We start from the raw sequence: 21888 nt of genomic DNA, 5'->3' as shown, positions 1-21888 counted from the left end.
TTGACGAGTTGTGAGGCCAATTGTTACACTATGGGTTAATTTTTGTTGGTTCTATAGGTGATTCTCCTATTTGTGATTACGGTTCTAATCCTGGTTGTTAAACGAGCTGAATTGGATATCGTTTCTCCGCAGATATAATCATTGTTTGTAATAATGACCCTATACAGATAATTGTTCATATCAAGGGTAGGGCCTTGTACTGTTAGCGCGTTCGTAGAAGTGCCATTATAGAGGATACCATCTGTAATGTTAGTAAAAGTAATACCATTGTCAACACTCAATTGCCATTGGTAATTATCTGCATTCGTTGCATTTACATTGAAATTGGCATTGTCGGGAACGAAAACGGAAACATCAGAAGGGTGTCCTAAAATATTGGGAGAAGAACCAACTTCTTGAAAGTCATAACTGCCATTAGTGTTGTTATCCACAGGTACGTTATAGGAAGCCGCTGTCACTGTTCCGTCACTGTTCACGGATGGGGTGCCCGAACCGTATCTACCATCATCCCCACCATCGGCATGAGCATCATTATAGGCCTCATTGGCATCGGAACAACCATCTCCATCACTATCCAAATCCACTCTATCCTCTATGCCATCGCCATCCGTATCGCTACACCCGCCTGCGGCAACTAAGCTTACATTATCCAAAAAAAACTCATCATGAGGCTGTGATGCTGAAAATCCTTCAAAGAGAATTCTTGCCGAATTGGAACTGGCCGTAAATAGAAAGGTTACGGTTTCCGTATTTGATAAATTGCCACCGCCCGTATCAGCCGTATCACCTCCATTGTCAATACTCATTTGGTCAGATAGCTTGGTATATACTAATGTTCCATCGATATAGGCCCTAAAAGTACTTGAATTGGAATACGTTGACATAGTACCAACATCAAAGGAAAATACATAGGTTGTGCCATTGGTGACTGTTACATCTTGATACAAGGGGTAAGTTCCCGTATTATAATCTTCATAAAAAGCATAGAGACCAGAGCCAGGTTCCTGCCAATTGCTACCATCTGGAGTCCAACCATTATAGTACCAAGAAGAAAAATCACCGTTGAACACCAGATTGGTTCCACCTCCACCTGAAGCACATTCTACAGAATCCAATATCCCATCGTTATCATCATCTAAATCATCGCTATCTGAAATACCGTCCAGGTCACTGTCATTATGGACTATAATGTTCGCTGTTGGGGTATCCGTAGAAGTGTTAGTGTCTGTTTGGTCTTGAGTGTGCGTAGCAGTGTTGGTATAGCTTTGTAACTGTGTGTTTACGGGTAGTTCGTTCGCGGAAGCTACTAATGTGATGGATTGTAATTCGCCCGCGTTGAGAGTGCCTATGGTCCAATTTGGATTGTTCCAATTTCCGACAGATGGACTTGCGGAAATTAATGTGAATCCAGAGGGCATAACATCAGAAACCACTAAATTCGTAACCGGATTCGCTCCTAAACTTTCCACGGTAATGGTAAAATTTACCGTTTCGCCCTCTAAAACCTCGGATTGGTTAGCTGTTTTTTCTATGATTATGTCCGGATTACAATAATAGGCGGCAATAGGTTGGGAATCGTAAGTACATCCACCTTTTGTTACCCTCACAAAATAATCACCGGCCTCATTGGGCGTATAGCTTGATAAAATAGCTCCGGGAACCAATGTGCCGTTTTGATACCATTGGTAGGCATCAAAATTTGCATCTATTACCTCAATGGTGGCACCTGGTAAGCATCCTCCACCCATAACTTGTAAATCAACCTCTGGAACGGTATCAAAACCGGAAAAATAACCGGCAACACCTCTGGCACCATTAAAACCTATAAAGCCTACCGCTATGGGGCCGGTGGAATGTACACTTACATTTCCGGTCAAATTGGGAACATAGAAAGTCTTCCATAAAGGAGTTCCTGCTACGCTGCTTGAGGCAGGTAAGGTTACGGGGCCGTTGCCATCCGTAACGGTAATATTGCCATCTGGGGTAGAAGTAGAGGCAACTATGGTAACACCTCCGGTAATGGTAACGCCGGCTACATTTCTAATGTCCGGTATATTATCCATCGTATCCGGTAATAAACAGTTTACCGGTGCCACAAAATTCAATCCTTGCGTATAAGGTTTATCGTCACCCCCTATACATTGGTAGGCATAGGCATCTTTTGAGGTGGTAACGAACATATTGGCGCCTACGGAATTGGAGGAATAGAGGCTGCTAGGAATTTCAAAATAATCTCCGTTGTTAATGGTAGCTATGGGTGTAGCGGACCCATTGACAAAAATTTCCGTATTGTTCTGGGTTCCAATAATGAGCGGGAACTCCGTCCAGCCGTTTGAATTTCCGTTTCCTCTTATAAAGACGTATTCTTTTCCAATTCTATTTTCTGGAACAGGTTGATCAATTCCTGCGTCCCTATTGGAATTATTTGCCTGTCTACCGTAGTTTAACGATCCATTGCTAATAACTATATCCTTATCTGAAACAATACTGGCTCCTAGCCAGCCTTGACTTTGAGCTGCTGAAAATGTATTTCCTAAATAAGCTTCAAATACAAATGATTCATTAGCATTTAGTGTTATTTGAAAGGTATCCGAAGTAATCCCTGATGCATTGTTTCCCAGTCTAAAAACACAATTGGGATCATAACCCGAAACATCTATGGTTGTGTTGTCTTCTGTAGCCATGATTCCCAAAGTATTTGATTTTGAAACATGGGTTCCTAAATTTGGCACACCTCCCCATTTAAACCTTCTACCCATGGCCGCCCTACCTTTTGAGGTGAGGGAGGCACCCTGTGACCCAGACTGACCACGGTAATTGACATAAAACCTTTCCCCATTCGGGGCCTCAAAACGGAGTCCCCCATTTGTAAGCACAACCCCGGTATTGCCATTATCCACTAAAGTAATGTTGTTGTTTCCATTGGCCAAGCTATAAACGGCCGGTGTAGCGTTGGAAATTGTAAACGATGTTAAAACAGAAGTACTTGTGCCCCTATAAACATTTACGGTAAACGCCGCAGTTTCTGGAGTAGATAAATGTACTTCCTGTTGTTGAATAGCTTGATTATTATCTCCTTGTTTTAAGGGAGGAAGATAATGAAGGTCACTCAGCTGGGCAAAGGCACCCATGCTGAGCATAAAAGTCAAAATAAATAACCTAAGTTTCATTCAGAATTATCTGTATAAGGTGAAGTGGCCAACAAACTCACGAGTATCTGCTTCGCCGTTCATTTTAATGATATACCAATAATCGCCGGATGGAAGGTTGCTGTCTTGGTAAATACCGTTCCAGCCGTCTGAATTATCCTGAAAGGTGTAAACGGTCCGTCCATATCTATCATAGATGCTGATATAAATATTAGGGTATACCTCAATATTCTTTGGTTTCCAGATATCATTTTCTCCATCGCCATTAGGGGTAAAGAAATTAGGTATTTCAATATCAATGAACTCCATAAAAATACTTGCGGATACTTCACAACCATTTTCATCAACCACCGTAACTATATAGGTATCCGTTTTGGTAATATGGAAGATGTTGTCCTCACCGTTGTTGACGTCACCAAAATAGATGGTGTAGTTCTCACGGCCACCGTTTACGGTTGCCGTAATTTCATTTATGTTGCTTTGGGTTACCGTTAGTTCCAATGGAGCAAAGTATTGAACTTCAAACTCATGGGTGGTAATACAACCGTTTTCATGGGAAATGGCAATATAATGGGAGCCCGGCTCCAAGTCCCTAAAGAAGGGGTTTAGTTGCATTTCCATTGGATCCATAGTATCCAGTCCAAATAAAACTTCATTCTCCAGACCAGCGTCTTCAAGCACTATGTTCACATAATTGTTAGGACTGTTCCCGTTACAACCGTAAATGGCCTCCACCGTGGCGTTTAGGTTAACCCCGGAGTCAATCGTCACCATTAAATTATCCTCACAACCTTGAGCATCTTCAATGAAAATAATGTAATCACCTGCTGCCAATCCAGAGAAACTAGTTCTATTCTCTACAAAATTGGATTCAGTGGAAAGTCGAGTGCTATAAGGTCCGGTACTACCGGTGATCGTTAGATCGATAGTTCCATTTTCTTCGCCTTCGCAAATCTCAGGAGTTGTAGTGGCACTTACCTCAAGTACTTCAGGCTCTACAATGGTAGCCGCCATGACGTCAAAGCAACCATTCGCATCTTGAACAATAATGGTATAATCCCCAGGGGCCAACTCATCAAAAACACCTTCGTCAAAGAATTGGTTTAAGTTGGGTGAAATCGCATATTGGTAGGTTCCGGCACCACCGGTAACATTAATTTCGATACTGCCGTTCTCGGCCCCATTACAACTAACGTTGTTTATATCTGCCGAGACAACCAATGGTGTGGGCTCCGCAATCTGAATTCTGGCAGAAACAAACTGGCAATCGCCACTCTGTATCCTTAAATAATAGTCGCCAACACTCAAATCTGTGAATAGGCCGTTTGTCTGATTCGGTCTTACTTCGTTGATAAGACCTGAATCGCTAAACAAAGCATACTGGTAATTTCCTAGACCTCCATCCGCTTGAGCAAGAATAACCGCTGTATTATTGCCATGACAAGCCACTTGCGCAGCAGATAGGTCAATGGTAGCCGTTAAATCTTCCACCTCGTTAACATTTACCGAATTAGAAAGTACGGATACACAATTAAAACTATCTCGCACATAGTATTGATAAGTGCTTTGTGTCACATTGGTGAATAAGTGTGTGTTTGTGCCGCCTGAACCGTTCATGGCATTAAAATAAATTCCATCAACACTCCACATGTAGGGTGCAGTACCTCCTGATGCTGTCAACAATAATTCCGCATTGTTCTGGCAGGTCATCATTTGGGCAGTGGTCAATAATCCTTCAACTTCCGTAGGCTCTACAATTTCGATAATGGTTGTTTCAAAAGAACAGTCCATATCATCGAAAATAGAAACGCTATAGAAACCACTGGTCAAATTATTGAAGGTGTTGTTTGTCTGGGATGCCGATGTAACTATCAAATTGCTTCCAGCCAGGTCAGCATAGCTGTTTAAGATGTATCTGTAATTGGCAGTAACATTTCTCGGGTTGACCGATGCCGTCACCGATGCGTCATTATCACCTTCACAAACCAAATCCGTATTGGAAATGGATGCAGATATAGGATCGGGAACAACCAAATCAAACGCATTGTTAAAGTTGGCAACACAGCCTAAAGCATCTGTAATTTGAATGTTGTACTGACCGGCACCTAGACCTTGGAACAAGAAAGAATGTACATCATTTGCCGTATAGTTGGTTCCAGAAGCATCATGGGTCATAACAATGTCGTAAGGTGCCTCGCCACCGGTAGGTACGATTTGGGCACTTCCTCGATCGTTGTTGCATCCAACTTCCTCCGTGATAATTGGGTCGAGAGCAATTGGAGCTTCCGGAGTGGCAATACTAAAACTTCTTGTTTGCGTACACTCGGGGAAGGCATCTTGTGTCACTTCTACCGTGTAATTTCCGGCGGGTACCAAAATAGCTGGGGTAGGACCTACGTTGGCGGAACTTCCTGATTCAACAGGTGTTCCTGAGTTATTGAAAATAGTATAGTTAAATCCACCTGTATAAACAGCATCTACCACCGTCAAACGAATACTTCCATCACCTCCGTGACAAATTACGTCCGATAATTTCTCTACCGTAACATCAAAGGTATTGGGTTCTTCTACCGTGTGGCTTCTGGTAATCTCGCATCCCGTGGTTACATTTCTGATTCCGAAAGTGTATGTACCAGCGGAAAGATTCAAGAATTGATTCGATGCTTGATATGTAGCCGAAGGTAATTGTCTAAACTCATAATTGGCCGGGTTGGCAGTATAGTTAGTGAAAGCACTGGTTACATCAATACTGATATCTTCACCGCTATTGACACAGTCAATGTTTCTATCCACCATAATAGTGGCATCCACTAAGGCATCATAAGCATTTACAGTTACCACATGTTCAGCAGGGCAACCCTGGTTATCATAAACACGTACCCTAACGTCTCCTCCATTTACATTGGTATAAGGATAAAGGGCGCTGTTGCTATCTTGAAGTACATTATTGGTAGCATCATCAATAAAAACAAATCGATTATAAGTACCGGTACCACCAGTAATACTAGCTGTATTAATGGAAATTGTAGCATTATTTACGTCATTATCGCTAGAACAGCCGAATTGTACCACGTTTGGAATATCAAAAGCAAGTACGGCATTTTCATCTACCGTGGAATTTATTACTGTTTCACAACCATTTGGTCCTGTACCGATTACGGTGTAATTGTCGCCCGGTAGGTTGATGAAGGATTGCGTTGCCGCATCCCAACTAGCACTAACAGGCATAGGGCTTAAGCTGTAGACTAATGGGTTGTTGCCATTATTTACCTGACTTAGTTCTATACGGCCATCATTGGCACCTGGGCAAGTTACGGCGGTGGGGTCAGCGGTAAATTGCGGAACTATGGCTGCAGGGACTTCAACCGTTAATGATCGGTTACAAACAGGACTGTCCGTACCCATATCATAGACATTCACCGTATACGTATCCGCAATCGTCAATTGAACATTTTGAGGATTCGTTGCCAAAACTTGACGTACTATGGCAATGCCAGAAGCGCTATCCAACACTTCAAACTCATAGTTACCTGAACCAGCAGATGCTTCTATTGTAATTTCAGCTTCATTACCTGGTCCGCAACCTAATTGAACATCTAAGGCCGCTGTAGCCTGAAGGTTAGGATGAACATCTCTATTAAGATTATCGGTACAACCAGAAGCATCCTTTACATAAATGTTGTAATTAGCAGCAGGCACATTGTTAAATGCATTGTTGGTTTGGTAGTTGCTACCTCCATCAATGGAATACAAAACAGTTCCTGTTCCAGAAGCGGTTATGGTAATTGTAGCATTGGCGTTGCAATTATCGATAACCACATTGGTAATGGACGGGGCTGCCATGAAGTTCATGGTAAGCGAACCCAACGAATAACTACAACCATATTGGTCTTCAACGCTTACGTTGTAATTTCCGGCAGGGGAGTTGGCAGGTATTTCTATTGGATTATCTCCTGACGCGGTGATAGTCGTAAAAGTGCCGGGCCCTGTAACGGTATAGAAATAGGTTCCGCCACCGCCTTGAACATTATCTATTTCGATAAGTCCCGGATTCTCACAACTGATATCTTGAATGGATTGTGGTGAGCCAGTAATAACATCCAACTCATCTAAAAGCGCATTTTCACTGGCGCTGATACATTGTGGTGTTCCACCGGCATCAATTTCCTGTACCTCAATGTAATATTCGTTTGGTGCTAGGCCGGTAATCTGAATGGTACTTGAATAGGTTACCACACCACCGCTGTTGGCAACTACGGCACCCGTAGTGTCGTACAGGAACCATTCCATACTAGGTTCTGTACTACCATCATTGTCAACAATCGTATAGTTTAGAACACCGTTGGTGTTACCGTTACAAGCGGGTGTTACCACTGCTGAAATTTCCATTGGATTGGTAACAACGTCGTTTACATTCACGCTACTTTGCCTAATACAGCCCACATTATCACGAACGTAGAAAGCGTATGTTCTACCCGGTACCAAATTTGTAAAAGTATGGGTAACTCCAGCCGCAAAAGGACCTGTCCACGGGTGCGTAGGCACTGCAGGGTCAAAATTGGCCGGGTCTTCGGAATACGTATATTCATAAGGGGCCGTACCATTTTGCCCTCGAACACTTACTTGTAGCTCGTTACAATTAACAATTATAGGCAACACCGTAATATCCAAATCATCTAGAGGATAAGGGATGGTGTATCTTGGTAAATCCGTTTGGCAAATGGTGTTTCCGCTACCGTCTATGGTTCTTAAAGAAGGGTAAACCTCTTCCCCAGAAAGGTATCCTCTAAACTCATCGGAAGACTGCCATGTAGTACCGCCATCGGCACTAAATTCAATGGTACCAACTGTTAGAGGGTAATTGTCAAAGTCAAAACCGAATTCACTGGCCAGACCGGTACAGTTAGCAGGAGTAACACCGTTGATGTCGGCTGTTAACTCTGCAGGTTCGTCTACAATGATACCCGATTGGGTTTGAGAGCATCCGGCAGCATCTGTTATAATTATGTCATAGGTTCCTGCTAGTAGATTATAAAAAGTTCTATCCGCAGATACCACATCGGTATAAGTTTGGTTTGCGGTTCCATGGGTGACATCCACCAATTCGTAATCATAAGGTGCTAGTCCGCTCGTAATGATTACTTCAATACTTCCTATACCTCCAAAACATTCGGCATCGTTAGGTGTAGCAGTATAGGTTAAACTCGGATTGGCTTGAACCTCTTCGGTCACCATTTCAGTACAATAACCCGGATTACCAAAGTTGTCCCTTACATAGATGTCGTACTGACCAACATCTGCTAGTGGAACATTAAAAGTATTGGAAGGAGCAAAATCACCATCGGTAACTGTATTTCCGGATGGGACAAAAGCGAACAAATAGGTTCCTGTACCGCCCACGGCTGTTACCGTTAGCGTACCGTCTACGCAAGAACTGGCATTGGTGACATCAACAGACAGGGTTAAATCTGGAGCAATGACAATAGTTTCAAGAGGTGAGGCACAACCATATTGATCCATCACTTCTACATCATAACTTCCATTGGAAAGTCCGTTAAACGTGAATGATAAAGAAGTGCTTGGAGTAGGGGTCTGCCATGCGCCGCCGTTCAATCTAAAGGTAAAGTTGCCATTGCCTCCGTTGGCCGTTGCGGTGATGGTCGCATTATTTTGCCCATCATAGCATTGGGTAGCCGAAAGACCTAAGGTCAATGCATTAGGAGCAGCAACGGTCACAGGCGAAGTTGAAACAACCTCACAATTGTTGGTATCACGAACCCTCACTACATAATCTCCTGCACCTACATTTAGGAAAACAGGACTGGATTGAAAGGCTCTTTCCAGGGTAGTGTCCGTTCTTTCCAATTGATATTCATACCCAGGAGTGCCCTCGGTTGCTGATGCTTCTAGAGTGGCACCCGTATTGTAACAAGTGAAATCTGCTGTCTGTACCAAGGAGGCCGTTAAGGCATTTGGAGAGGTTAGGGTAACCGAAGTCGCAGATGTAGCTGTACAAGCGTTTTCGTCTACTTTTCTCGCCATTACGTTGTAGCTGCCATCTCCTAAAGTAGCCGGAGTGGTAAATGGCGAAGTCGTTTCCGCTATCCATGTGGTACCTCCATCCAGAGAATACTCATATCCAAATGCAGCATCAAAGTTGCTCACCTCAAAGCGGATATTTCCATTGTTCGCACCATTACAAGTAGGAGAGGAGCTACCTAAAATAGCTACTTCAAATTCTGTTCCTGACTCCACTACTATGGTCAAATCCTGGGTTTTTTCACAAACTTCCGGTATTTGTGTAGCGTGAATGTCGTCTAGAATAAGGTCGTTACCATCGGCGCTGTTCAAATTGGTTTTAAAGATGACACTTACATTGGTGTTTGCACCTGGGTCAAAAGTAAAACTGTAATCGTGCCAGCTATCGGCATCGGTGTTTTTCGGAATATCTCCGGTGGTAGCCGAACCTAAAACGGTACCTGAGCCGTTCACTAATTCTACCAATACATCCGGATTGTTTCCGTTAGCAGTTACCCTACGTAAGTTATAAGCCGAGAACGCTATTGAAATCGGTCTGTTGGGAAGCACTTCTAGATTTTCCCTCCTCCAAAGAATGGAGTCGTCTACGTTATCATGCACTCTAATATCTACGGCCAAGAACCTACCATCGGTCAGGCCTGTATGGTCGTTGGGACTTCTCCATGCCGAAATTGGATTGGTCACAAAATTGGTCACAGTGTATTCCCCACTCACCAAAATTCCTGCAGGCCCCAAATTACAGGCCGTTTCGGAGCCATTTTGCGGTTCGTAGCAATATCCTGTGCCTATTTCCGCGATTTGTGTTGTGGCACCTGTTCCAAAATTCTCAAAGAACAAAGTACTTTGGTCTGCTCCCAAGGCACTGGAATAACCAACCGTAATGGTGTGGGTACCTGCGGCCACACTGCTGAAAATGTTGGAGTCTTCAGGAGTGTTAGGGACGGAATTGATGCTATAGGTATAATTAAAGTCGGTAGTATTATCCGTATTTACCGTTACTTCACCAGTTCCATCACAATTATAGGTAATTGCGGAATCAAGATTTGGGTCTGGGGTCTCACTAGGTACGGTCAGTTCCATATCAAAAGTACAGCCAAGGGCATCTCTAAGTACCAATTGATAGGAGCCAGCGGTCAGTCTGCTGTTATCCGTAGCGACAAAGTTAGAGCCTCCATCAAAGCTATATTCATATGGAGATTGGCCTCCATTAGGATTCAGTATTTTTACTAGAGCGCCGTTTGGGTCGCATGAAGCGTCCTCTACAATGGTGGCGGAGCCCGTTAACCTGAACGGTTGGGTAATTTCGTAGTCGATACTTTCGGTACATCTGCTATCTACGGTTCCGCTAGAATCACTAACGGTAACGGTATAAATGCCTGCGGTTAAATTGTTAAAGAAGTTTTCATTTTGATAGGTAATACCGCCATCCAAGCTATATTGGTAAGGAGCGGTGCCTCCCGTCGCATTGATGGTCAATGTTGAGGTGGCAGAATCAGCACAAAGAATATCGGTATGTGAGGCGGTAACGCTCACTGCTCCTAAATCATCCACTTGAACACTATTTGAAAATGCAAAGCATCCATTATCATCCTTGACCACAAAAACATATTCACCATCTTCATTGGGGAAGTAGGTGGCAGGATTTCCTCTATATCCGAAGTAGAAATTAGTGCTACCCACAAAATCGGTATCTGGTATGCTGGCCGTATCAGTATAATTTAAAACTCCATCTTTACTCCAAACTGCATATTGGTGGCCGGTAGTTCCTCCAGTTACTGCAAGATTTACCACTCCGGCACTACAAGTGATATGATTTTCGGTATTTGCCGTTAATCGTAATTCCGGAATTTCATTTACGGTGATGGTCTGGGTGTCCGTACAGCCATCTGTGGTGGAGGTGACAACAATATAGTCGCCTGGAGCCACACCTGTAAACGTATGGGTGTTGTCTGCTTTTACCAGTTCCGAGGTAACAAAACTACCTGCACCAGCATTGCTTCCGTCATCAATGTATAATTCATAGCTATAATCTGGAAGCACGTTGAGTGCTTGAACGCTAATGGTACCCTGTTCATCACAATCGGCCGTAGTGCTGCTAAGGTTCACTTCGTAATCCCTTCTTTGAATACCTATATCTTCGGTTTCAAAAACGCAGCTATTGGCAATGGGTTCACCTGTTGAAGGATTCAACTGGGTAGCCTGAACTTTATAAGTTCCGTTGTTGGCAATTTCAAAATTTGGTCCCTGTCCAGCACTAAACGGAATCTCTATGGCGTCATTGGTTACGTTGAATAATTGATATCCATACCCACTGGTAGGGTTGGTTATGCGAATACTACCGTTGGTGTTACAAACAATGTCTGTAGGGATGTAGGCAATATCCAATGTATTTTGGAAAACATTGAAATAAAATCTACTGAAACACCCGTTTTCATAGGCGATTACCACGCGATAGCTGCCGCTTTCGGTAACTGTATAGTTATTCTGTACTACCAGATTGTTCCAAGTACAGGTTCCATTTTTGTTGGCACAGTCGTCGCCAGCTGAAGAACAACTAGTTTCGTCCAATTTCTGCCATGTGATGCTTTGAGCGTCAGTAATTCCTAACTGCAAAAGAGCACTGTCGTTGGATCCGCAAAGGAATATTTTTGGCAATTCATCCCCATCAATGGAACAAGTGACAATTTCGCCCTGTAAATCATTATCAGGATTCGAATCACCATTTACCTGATTGAAGTAATCTACAATAGGATTGGTCTGAACATCTCCAAAGCGATTGACCCTAATTCTTTCAATATGGTCAGCACAGCCAGAAGCGGCCGTTTTTTCTACAATATAATTTCCTATACTGGTCACCACCATTGTTCTTGGGTCTGAATCAGAGTCACCATCATTTAATAGGGTATCTGAACCGTCTATTTGACCGTTGTTATTGTTGTCAATGGCCCAATTGTAAGAAGTGAATCCTTCTCCGGCGGTTAGGGTTACAAAATCACCACAAAGAAGTACCGATCTAGCTACATCGCAATCTTGCAAGGCATTGGCCAAACTATTGGTGGCTACTTCTTGGTCTGTAATACAAGCTCCTGCAGGATTACTACCGTCTTCATCTGAGAACGTACTGGTATTCGCAATTCCTTGATAAGTAGCATAAGCATGGTTTTCCAATTGGGATGCACAGGCTGCTACGAATTCTGAACAGTCACCCGAAACGGTAACCTCAATGTTAATTTTATACTCAGGGTCACCTATTTCCACTAAGTTATCGGGAATGGTAAAAGTGACCGTATGGCTTATAGGGTCATAATTTTCAGTGACTCCGGGGGCGTTGGAGTAATCAAAACCCTCAACTGTTACTCCATTAGGAAGTACATTTCTTATGGTGAAATTGGTCGCGTCATCATCACCGTTATTCTGAAACCTGATGGCATAGTTGAAGGTTTGGCCCAAACTAAGTTCTTGCCCGTTGATATCTGCGCCGCCTAAATCCTCAGAGGTGTTTCCAAGAATAATAATAGGGGCAAATACTTGTACGTAAGGGGCATCTATGACTGTTCCGTCACTAGGGTCCACCGGAGGTGCTCCTGTTCCGTATTCTCCACCATCTCCACCATCGGCATTGTTGTCTTTGTAGTACTCGTTAGCGTCACTACATCCGTCTCCATCGCTATCCAAATCTAAATGATCAGGAAAGCCATCCATATCGGTATCCAAATTGGCACAGAAACCTGAAAAGGAGGCCGTGTTGTAAGATAGAAAAGCCACATCGGCGCTGGAACCAAGCTCCAATCGTAGATAAGCCACATCACTCAAACTAGCGGCTGGAACATTAAACTCTGATAACTCAACGGTGGCCAAACGATAATCTCTTGTCGTATTATTGAAAAAGACACTTCCATTGGCATGATAAACATCTAATCTATAGGAACCTACTACGCTGTTGAGGGCTCCTCCACTTGATGCTTGGACACGAACGGCGTTCCCTAAGGGAGCTCCCGTAGCATCATATAGACTTACAGTATGGGCTACACCGCTAGGGTCGGCCACTTGGGTCAATAATATATCAGGAATTCCATTCCCTACGTTTGTGGCTACAATAGGGTCTATTTCATATACCCAAGTATCACCAACATTGGCAATACCGGTACCAAGATCTAATCCGTTCTGGCCATTGGTTAATAACGGATTTAGAGGGTCGGTCGCAGGGTCGTTTACAACGGTCAATCCTTGTGCATTGTTGGGGTCACCATCATTTAAACTGGCCTCTATGGTAGCCTCGCTATAAATATTTTTTGAGGGGGATAAGGCCATCCAGCTGGATTCGGTAGCCGAAATATCCGCAGTACCATCATTATTGGTATCAATCCCATCTAATAATCCATTACCATTAGAATCATAAAGGTCATCGTCTAAAACCCCAGTGGTAAAGGTGGTGCCACCAGAGGTAAAGGCCAATAACTCATGCGATAAATTAGGTAATAAAGGATTTCTTGAAGAACTGGAGCTCCTCCATAAATCATCAAAATTCGTGAAGATTTCAGTAACGGCACTTCCACCTTGAACTGTAGTTGATGGAGAAGTGAAGTTTACATCATTAGAAATGACGCACATTTGTTCAACAGTGTCTAGAATTCCGTCATTGTCATCATCCAAATCTACACTATCTACCACCCCGTCATTGTCAAAATCGTTATGTACAATGAGTCGCGCAGAGGGGTTGTCCTTGGTGATATTGGTGTCTGTTTGATCCTGTGAGTTGGTAGCTGTATTGATTAAATTGAGTAATGGTAAGATGTCAATTTCATCCGCTTGCACCTCTAGGTTTAAAAAGGCTGTTTCCCCACCGTTAAGGGTACCTATGTTCCATGTGTTTCCACTCCAACCACCTGTAATGGTCTGGGCACTTATTAAAGTTAGCCCAGACGGAATATTGTCTGTAATTCTGAGGTTAGTGAGAGGCCCAACCCCTAAATTTCGTACTCTTATTGTGAAAGTAGCTCTTTCTCCTTCCCTGATTTCAGGTCTATCTACGGTCTTGTCCAAAACCACATCTGGGTCACAATAATAGGCTGAAATTGGCTGAGAGTCGTATGTACAAGGCCCTTTGGTGCCGCGAACAAAGTAATCTCCTGCGACGGTAGGGGCAAAATTTTCACTATTGGCTCCGGGTATCATTTCACCGTCACCAAACCATTGATACGCATCAAAGTTACCGGTTGCCTCAAAGATTTCAGAACCCACAAAACAACCGCTTCCACCTCGTATTTCCAAGTTTACCACAGGAACGGTATCAAATCCGGAAAAATATCCGGCAACGCCGCGTGCCCCGTTCAAACCAAAAAATCCGACCGCAATGGGGCCGGTGGATTGTACGCTTACGTTCCCCGTTAAATTGGGAATAAATATGGTCTTCCAATCACTGGTCCCGGCAACGGGACTGGACGGAGGTAGGGTTACGGGACCATTACCGTCCGTAACCGTAATATTTGCATCTGGGGTTGCCGTTGCGGCTACGATGGTAACTCCGCCATTTACCGTAGTACCGGCCATATTGGTAATATCAGGAATATTGTCCATGACATCTGGCAAAAGACAATTTACGGGAGCCACAAAATTGAGTCCGTGTGTGTACACTGCAGAGCCACCTGCCATTGATTGATAGGCATAGGCATCTTTGGAAGTAGTTACCAACATATTAGCTCCGGCTGAACCACTGGAGTAAAAAGTTCCTGGTATTTCTACATAATCACCATTGTTAATAGTGGCGAAAGGAGTTGTGGAGCCGTTTACGAAAACCTGCGTATTGTCAGCAATACCAATGATTAAAGGAAATTCGGTGGCATTGGTTCCGTTACCTCTAACAAAAACATATTCTTTACCCAATCTATTTTCAGGTACTGGTTGGTCAATGGCAGCGTCACGGTTTCCGTTATTCAACTGTCTACCGGTATTCATTCCACCGTTACTTATGACAATACCTTTGTCCGATTCAACGGTTGCACCTATCCAACCATCAACGTGAGCGGGACTTTCAGAGAGGTAGGTTTCAAATACAAAAGATTCGTTGGCATCCAAGGTGATGGTATAACTATCATTTGTTAAGCCGTCTGCATCGCCTTGAAGTCTAAATTCACAGGCTGCATCATAACCAAAAAGTCTAACAGTGGTATTGTCTTCGGTGGCCATGATACCCAAGGTATTGGACTTGGTATTATGTGCCCCAAGATTGGGCAGACCGCCCCATTTAAACCTGGTTCCTATGGCCACCCTACCCTTTGAAGTAAGAGATGCGGCTTGAGCACTGGAGTTACCCCTATAGTTTACATAAAACTTATTGCCACTGGGGGATTCAAAACGGAGACCGGCATCATTTAAAACTATACCTGTATGGTTGTTGTCAACAAGGGTAATATTATTGTCACCATTAGGCAAGTTGTAAACTGCTGACGCTGTATTGGAAATATTAAAGGAAGTAATGGGCGTACCACTGGTTCCTCTGTATACATTAACCGTAAAAGTGGTAGGTTCGGGTGTTGACAAATAAATTGCCTGTTGTTGAACCGCCTGATTATTCCTACCTTGCTTTAAAGGAGGCAGGTAATGAAGGTCACTTAACTGCGAAAACCCTATATGGGAGAAGAAAAGAAAAAATGCGAATAGCAGTAAATTGATTCTAGAGTGGCTCCACGTATTCATCAGCTTAGCTTGGTTTAATTTGGGTATTACAAAATTAGTTGCCATCCCTGAGTTGAATAAATTAATGTTGCCAATGGGGTTGGATTTGTTGTATGCCGATAAAACCAACAAATTATAGGCTCAGTCGTGATTAGAATTAGAGTTTTTGTAAGAATTTTGTAGGAAAAATTAAGTTTATGTCCGAGGAAAGATTAATGTCAAAAAAAAAGCCGGCGTATCCCGTTACCAAAGAGTTGGATGGATATTTGGCACACTATAGCAGAAAAAGTGAAATACCTATTTTTTATGAGGATCTCCTACGCTTTTCCGGTTCTGTTGTAGTCTATGATTCCAATGATGAAGATACTTTGTGGATCCGTGTTTTCTATTCTGAATTTGACCGTCAGGAAATTGACAATTCCTTAAAGAAAGTTTACTCCATTTTACATTCTGATGGGAGTAGTTATATTCATCAATACTTGAATGTTGATGCAGTGGATTTTTGCACTTTTGGCAACTCTAAACCTTTTAGAATCAAGGTTAGGAACATCCTTAATGACAACTTTACCTATTTTTATGTAAAGCGTACAGATGCCTCTAGAATTTATGGCTTAGAACTGGAACATATGCTATCTCCCTATAACTTAAATTTTTTGGTTTATAAGGACACTTTAATTGAGGAACATATTGCCGGAATACCTGGAGACGTTTTTATTAAGGATATGCTGCCAAGCTGTACAGAGTCTGAAAAGGCGCAGCTTGCCAAGGAGTTCGTAAAGTTCAATGAACGCTGTATGATTCGGCTTTTAGGTGATATGAGGTCTTATAATTACGTTATTGTGCCAGTACATGATTTTGACCATGTAGTGTATAGAATAAGGGCCATTGATTTTGATCAGCAGTGTTTTGAAGGTAAACTAAAGGTGTACCGCCCCCAGTTTTTTAAAGAAAATTTTCAAATGGTAGAATTGGTGAGGAACAAACTCTTGCGAGATTCCGTGGACCAGTATAAACTTGAGGAACGCTCTATAGTAGCTAAAAGAATTCTAAGTTCTGGAAATAGGATTAGAAAACTTAGAACAATTGCTAAGCAGGACGATATATCAACACCGGAAAATGTGGACATGCTCAAAGAACAGATTTATGACCTCACTTTAGACCTTAATTTCAGGAAATGTAACAATATGGGAGAGGTATTGGACTTGGCCCTTGACTTCGTGAGAAGAAATTATGAAGATGTAAGTATGAAGCAAATCATAGAACAAAACATCAAAATACAACAAAACCCTATGGAATAGTTCTATAGGGTTGGTTTTAAGTATCTTATAAAGGTGTTAGCTCTTTTCTTCCTTGTTGAAGTAGACTAGGTAGTAGTACATTTGACGTTCTTCATCCCACCCTTTTTCCACAAATTTTTGTGCAGATTCCGGATTAATGAAATCCATTTTGATCTGAATATTGGTATCAAGATTGATGACGTTTTTAATTTTCTTCCGGGCATCACTTACCGCCTTATTCGCAATATCAAAATTAGAAACGTCCTCAATGCTATACTTAGGTCCTTTCTCCGTTTTATAGTGCTTGAATTCTGGAATAAACTCAGGATTTTCCATAATTTCATTCAAGAAATTACTCTCTTCGAAAGAATCATTTTTGGCAAAGTGATTGACCGCTCTGTTCATGAATAGCACCTCTTGCTGTTTGTCTTCGGCCGGTAGTACCACATCCTTAGCAAAATTCTGGCAGAATTTAAGGTAGTTTTTAGTGTAGAAGTTTTCATCTGCCAAGGCTTCAACATCCAAGAAATTTTCCAACCAATATTTGGTGTCGTATCTGTTACTGTCAACGGATAGGATTTTAAAACCATCTTCTTTATTGGTATTGAAAATAAGGCATCCTTTATCCAATTTGTTGATATTGATACCTTGTTGAATTACGATATCAAGGTTACTACCTTTTTCTTCAAATTGCAGAAAATCATGCTTCAGCTCACTTTTGAAAATACCTATGGCATCTACTTTTTCATTATCCAGCATTAAACCGGAAAGGTAGGCAACATAGACTTCCCCACTTTTGATATGTGGATGGTTGCTTTGTTCAAATAAGTGGCTGGCAATTCTTTTGGAGTTTTCGTGAGTGCTATCAGGATCGGCAAAAATGTTTGAAGCTACTCTCCATAACTCATTAAATTCCACATCTACTTCATTGGTGAACCTAAAGTAATTTTCCTCCTTTTCCCTAAAGGGTTTGAAGAAATATTCTTTTAAGAGTCCCGTTGTTTCATCATTTAGGGCAAATGGTTCTGCCGATAGAAATATACCCTCGCTTTTATTTTTATTGCCAACGCGGTGCAATGAAATGCTTTCAATTTGGGTAGGATATAAATTGATCATAGGTAAATAGGTGTCTAATAAAGTTCAAAAAGTAGTTGAAGGCTAAAATTAAATTGGATTAAAAGTTTCTTTAGTTCCAATTTTCATCAAAATCCAAATCGTCATAGTTATCCAAGGTGTCATCAAAATCGAACTTTGGTGTAGATTCAAAGTTTTTTTCCGGAGGGGTTTCAGGAAGTTCCCCAAAACTGAACAACAGATTGGGGTAGGATTGCCCTGGTTCATTTTCCACAATATCGGCCAGTTCAACAAAGAAGGTCCACATATTCAGAAAATCATATACATAGATAAGTTTGGGAGTGTGACGGGTTAAAACATCCTCCAGAAATGTTTCGTTCATCAACTTAACGTCCGAACCATTTTCGCTCATATCAAAAAGAGCAATCTCCTCATCTTGGTTCCATTCCTCATCGCAGGTGTAGAATGAAGCCATCTCACTGCCTAAAAAACCAAAGGATTGGGCAATGGCATTATGAAACTCTTCCATAGAGTTACTGGCCTCTATTTCAATATCGCGAAAGATATCTTCTTGTGCATCCAAGATGATACGTATCTTATAAATCATAGTCTTTGCTTTTTGGGCGGACGCAAAGTTACAAAGATTTATATCGTTTTCTAGAACTAAAGGCCTCCATTACCAGATAAAACTGAACACCAAATAGAAGTGAGGCAAGGACCAGATGTAAAGGTTGCGTAGCGAATGGAAATTCTAAATAGTACATGGTCATACCTGTAACTATTTCAAGTACAATAAAACCCATTATCCAATTAATTTTCCTAAAGTCTAGTTGGTGTTTGTAGATACGTTGGGCCAAGAGAATATTTAAAATAAGAACGACCAGTGAGAAAGTACGGTGCATATAAAATCTCCAATCAATTGTTGATAGCCATAAGTCCTTAGATAACTCTCCTACTACATCAATTTGATGGTCTACTAATTGCCTAACTTGGGTTCCAAGTACAATTTGGAATAGTGTCAATAGTAAAGTTATGACCGCTAAAGGAAAAATAGCTACTTTTTGATTGACGGTCTCTTCTTCCTTGGTTTTGGTCATATGAATAATATAGAGTAACATGGCCACTATGACCAACGCCATAACCATATGGACAGTTATTTTTGCCGGTTCTAAGACAGAATAGACTACCGTGGCTCCCAACCAGGCTTGAAAACCCATTCCAAAAACTACAAGCCAAGATAAGAACACCCAAGTCTTTTTCGTCTTGATAAAGGCAAAAGAGTAAAATGCTAAAGCCAAGGTGGCCAAACCGGCAAGTGCACCAAATAATCTATTGATGTATTCTATCCATGTATGTGCTACATTGAATTTGGCATAGTCATGTTTAGTGTATGGCTCCCAATTTTCTGGGGTAAAATTTTTGGAAGTTGTAAGGTCTGAAATCGCTACTTGTAAAGTTTCATCAACTATAATAACCTGCCCTTTTTTAAAGAAAGTGTTAGGGAGCCATTGCAGTTCACTAACATCTGTTGGAGGAATATAGTGGCCAAAACATTTGGGCCAATCCGGACACCCCATTCCACTACCGGTCATACGTACCACTGCGCCCGCAATAATGACCAAATAAACCAACACCAAGGAAATTTTTGCTAACTTTCTAAATCTTTTTTGCATAAGTCCGTTTCTACATGCAAAAATACTACTCAAAGGGCAAAAATCTTATACCTTCCAGAGTTAAGATTGAATCTATTTTTCCATAATAATAAATTCGGACCGTCTGTTTAGTTGATGCTCCTTTTCTGAACATTTGACCCCATTAGAGCATTTGTTCAATAAGCGAGTTTCGCCATATCCTTCTCCGGTTACCCGGGAGGCACTAATCCCTTCTGAAATAATATATTCAACAGTTCTTTTAGCCCTTCTTTTGGATAACCACATATTGTAAGTATCACTTTCCCTACTATCGGTATGTGAGCCTACGGCAATTTTAATATCAGGTCGTTTGCTCATATAAGCTACAACTTTATCTAGCTCTGGGTAGGCATCATTTCGTAAGTACGAACTATTCAAATCAAAATAGATGGGCGTCAATTTGAGTATTTTGACCAAATCTGAACCTACAGAGGCTACTTTCTCACTTTTCTCTAGCTCTAAACGGGTACCTTTAATTTGCTTCTGATCTGTTCGAGTAAGCATAAAGAGACTGCCATTTTCATAGCCTTCCTTATTACCTATAAGCTGATATTGTTTTTCTTGACAAGGAATTCGGATGGTATAGCTCCCATCGGATGCCGTGATAGTTTCACCAATTTGTACCCCCTTATGGTCTAGAGAAGTTATTTGAGTAATTGATAGCGGTTCTCCAGAATCCTTATCATAAGCCGTTCCACTAATAAAGGTAAAACACTCAATGTCATTTCTTTTTAGCTGGTAGATGTCGTCTTTTCCAAGGCCTCCCTTCCGATTAGAGGCAAAAAATCCTTTTTCTTCCTTGGGGTCCATAACAATTGAAAAATCATCCTCAGAGCTGTTTATGGGACTACCGAGATTTCTAATATCAGTGGATTTATTTTCAATATCAACTTTAAAAATATCAAGGCCTCCAAGTCCAGGATGTCCATCAGAAGCGAAATAGAGTACCCCCGATTCCGAGATAAAGGGAAAGGTTTCTTTGCCTTCTGTATTGATGGGCGCTCCTAAATTTATTGGTTCTCCAAAAGAACCATCGGCATGTATGGCAACTTCGTAGAGGTCCGAGGCACCTTTACCTCCGGGCATATCGGAAGCAAAATACATTTTTGTACCTGTGGCGTTTAGGGTTGGGTGGGCGACTGAGTAGTCGGTACCATTAAAAGGTAAATCTTCAGGGGCACTCCATGAGTTTCTTTCCCTCTCCACTCTGTAAATTTTTAACCTGCTGACCCCTTTTTTGTCCCGTTTAAACTTTTTGTTTGAATAATTGTTACGGGTAAAATATAAAGTTGAACCATCTTTGGAAAAGGCCGTGGTAGACTCGTTCGCCTTTGTGTTGAGGTCTATTTCTAGTTGGGAAACTGGTATGGGTTCTTGATTGCCATCTAAAGAAGCTTGATAAAGATTTAGGTAGGGCAGTGGGTTGTACTTTTGCATTTCCAGGTCCCTGGCCGTGGTAAAGACAAGTTGATCCTTGTAGAATGAGGGAGCAAAATCGGATTCGGCAGAATTGAGTTGTTCAAGATTGACAATGGTGTATTGCTCCTGAGGAATTTCTATTTTTTTTAGGTAATCAGAGTTTTCTTGATAGCGTTGGGTCCTGGAATCATTGGATTTTACTTTATTAAATTTGTTCATCCATTCATCTGCTTCATCATACCTTTTTAATGTTCTGAGGGTCAGCGAATATCGATACAAATAATCCGGCGAAACAGCTACTTCTTGGCTGGTCAATAATTTCTCGTACCAATAGTTGGCCACATCGTAATTGGCACTGTAGTATTTGGCGTTCCCTAGTTTCTTGTAGATATCCGTTTCTTCATATCCTTTTTTAAGAAGACTTTGATAAGGTTCTATGACGGACATATGTCCGTAATGGTCAAAATTGTCTTCAGCTTGCTTTTTTCGGTTTATTTGGGAAAAACAGTTGCTCCAGCAAAAGAAAAAAAGTAGAACGATATGATATCTTACACCTTTAACCAT

At 41.8% G+C, this 21888-nt stretch carries 7 protein-coding genes; 1 reads left to right on the top strand and 6 read right to left on the bottom strand.

Annotated features, from left to right (window positions below; translation table 11 throughout):
• Positions 1–35: 35 nt before the first annotated feature.
• Positions 36–3170, bottom strand: coding sequence for a DUF11 domain-containing protein (locus tag IL355_RS13410; RefSeq protein ID WP_192462625.1), 3135 nt, complete (start codon positions 3168–3170; stop codon positions 36–38).
• A 6-nt stretch (positions 3171–3176) separates the two neighbouring features.
• On the bottom strand, positions 3177–15884 hold the full coding sequence (locus IL355_RS13405; RefSeq protein ID WP_192462624.1) for a T9SS type B sorting domain-containing protein: 12708 nt from the start codon (positions 15882–15884) through the stop codon (positions 3177–3179).
• Positions 15885–16060: 176 nt separating this feature from the next.
• Here IL355_RS13405 and IL355_RS13400 point away from each other — a divergent pair, with 176 nt between their 5' ends.
• Positions 16061–17161, top strand: coding sequence for a hypothetical protein (locus tag IL355_RS13400; RefSeq protein WP_192462623.1), 1101 nt, complete (start codon positions 16061–16063; stop codon positions 17159–17161).
• Between the two features lie 36 nt (positions 17162–17197).
• On the opposite strand, the gene IL355_RS13395 is transcribed toward IL355_RS13400, so the two are convergent.
• The 4 genes from IL355_RS13395 to IL355_RS13380 form a co-directional block, all read right to left on the bottom strand.
• Positions 17198–18256: a nucleoid-associated protein gene (locus IL355_RS13395; RefSeq protein WP_192462622.1), complete on the bottom strand. Its 1059-nt coding sequence runs from the start codon at positions 18254–18256 to the stop codon at positions 17198–17200.
• A 70-nt stretch (positions 18257–18326) separates the two neighbouring features.
• Positions 18327–18821 carry an IS1096 element passenger TnpR family protein gene (locus IL355_RS13390; protein WP_187459548.1) on the bottom strand — a complete coding sequence of 165 codons (495 nt, stop codon included), beginning with the start codon at positions 18819–18821 and terminating at the stop codon, positions 18327–18329.
• A 28-nt stretch (positions 18822–18849) separates the two neighbouring features.
• Positions 18850–19887 carry a COX15/CtaA family protein gene (locus tag IL355_RS13385; protein ID WP_192462621.1) on the bottom strand — a complete coding sequence of 346 codons (1038 nt, stop codon included), beginning with the start codon at positions 19885–19887 and terminating at the stop codon, positions 18850–18852.
• 72 nt (positions 19888–19959) lie between these two features.
• Positions 19960–21888: an OmpA family protein gene (locus tag IL355_RS13380; protein WP_192462620.1), complete on the bottom strand. Its 1929-nt coding sequence runs from the start codon at positions 21886–21888 to the stop codon at positions 19960–19962.

It is taken from the genome of Euzebyella saccharophila, assembly GCF_014855495.1.
Classification (GTDB): Bacteria; Bacteroidota; Bacteroidia; order Flavobacteriales; family Flavobacteriaceae; genus Euzebyella; species Euzebyella saccharophila.
The sequence above is the reverse complement of the archived record's forward strand: the minus strand, read 5'-3'. Positions and strand labels throughout refer to the sequence as shown.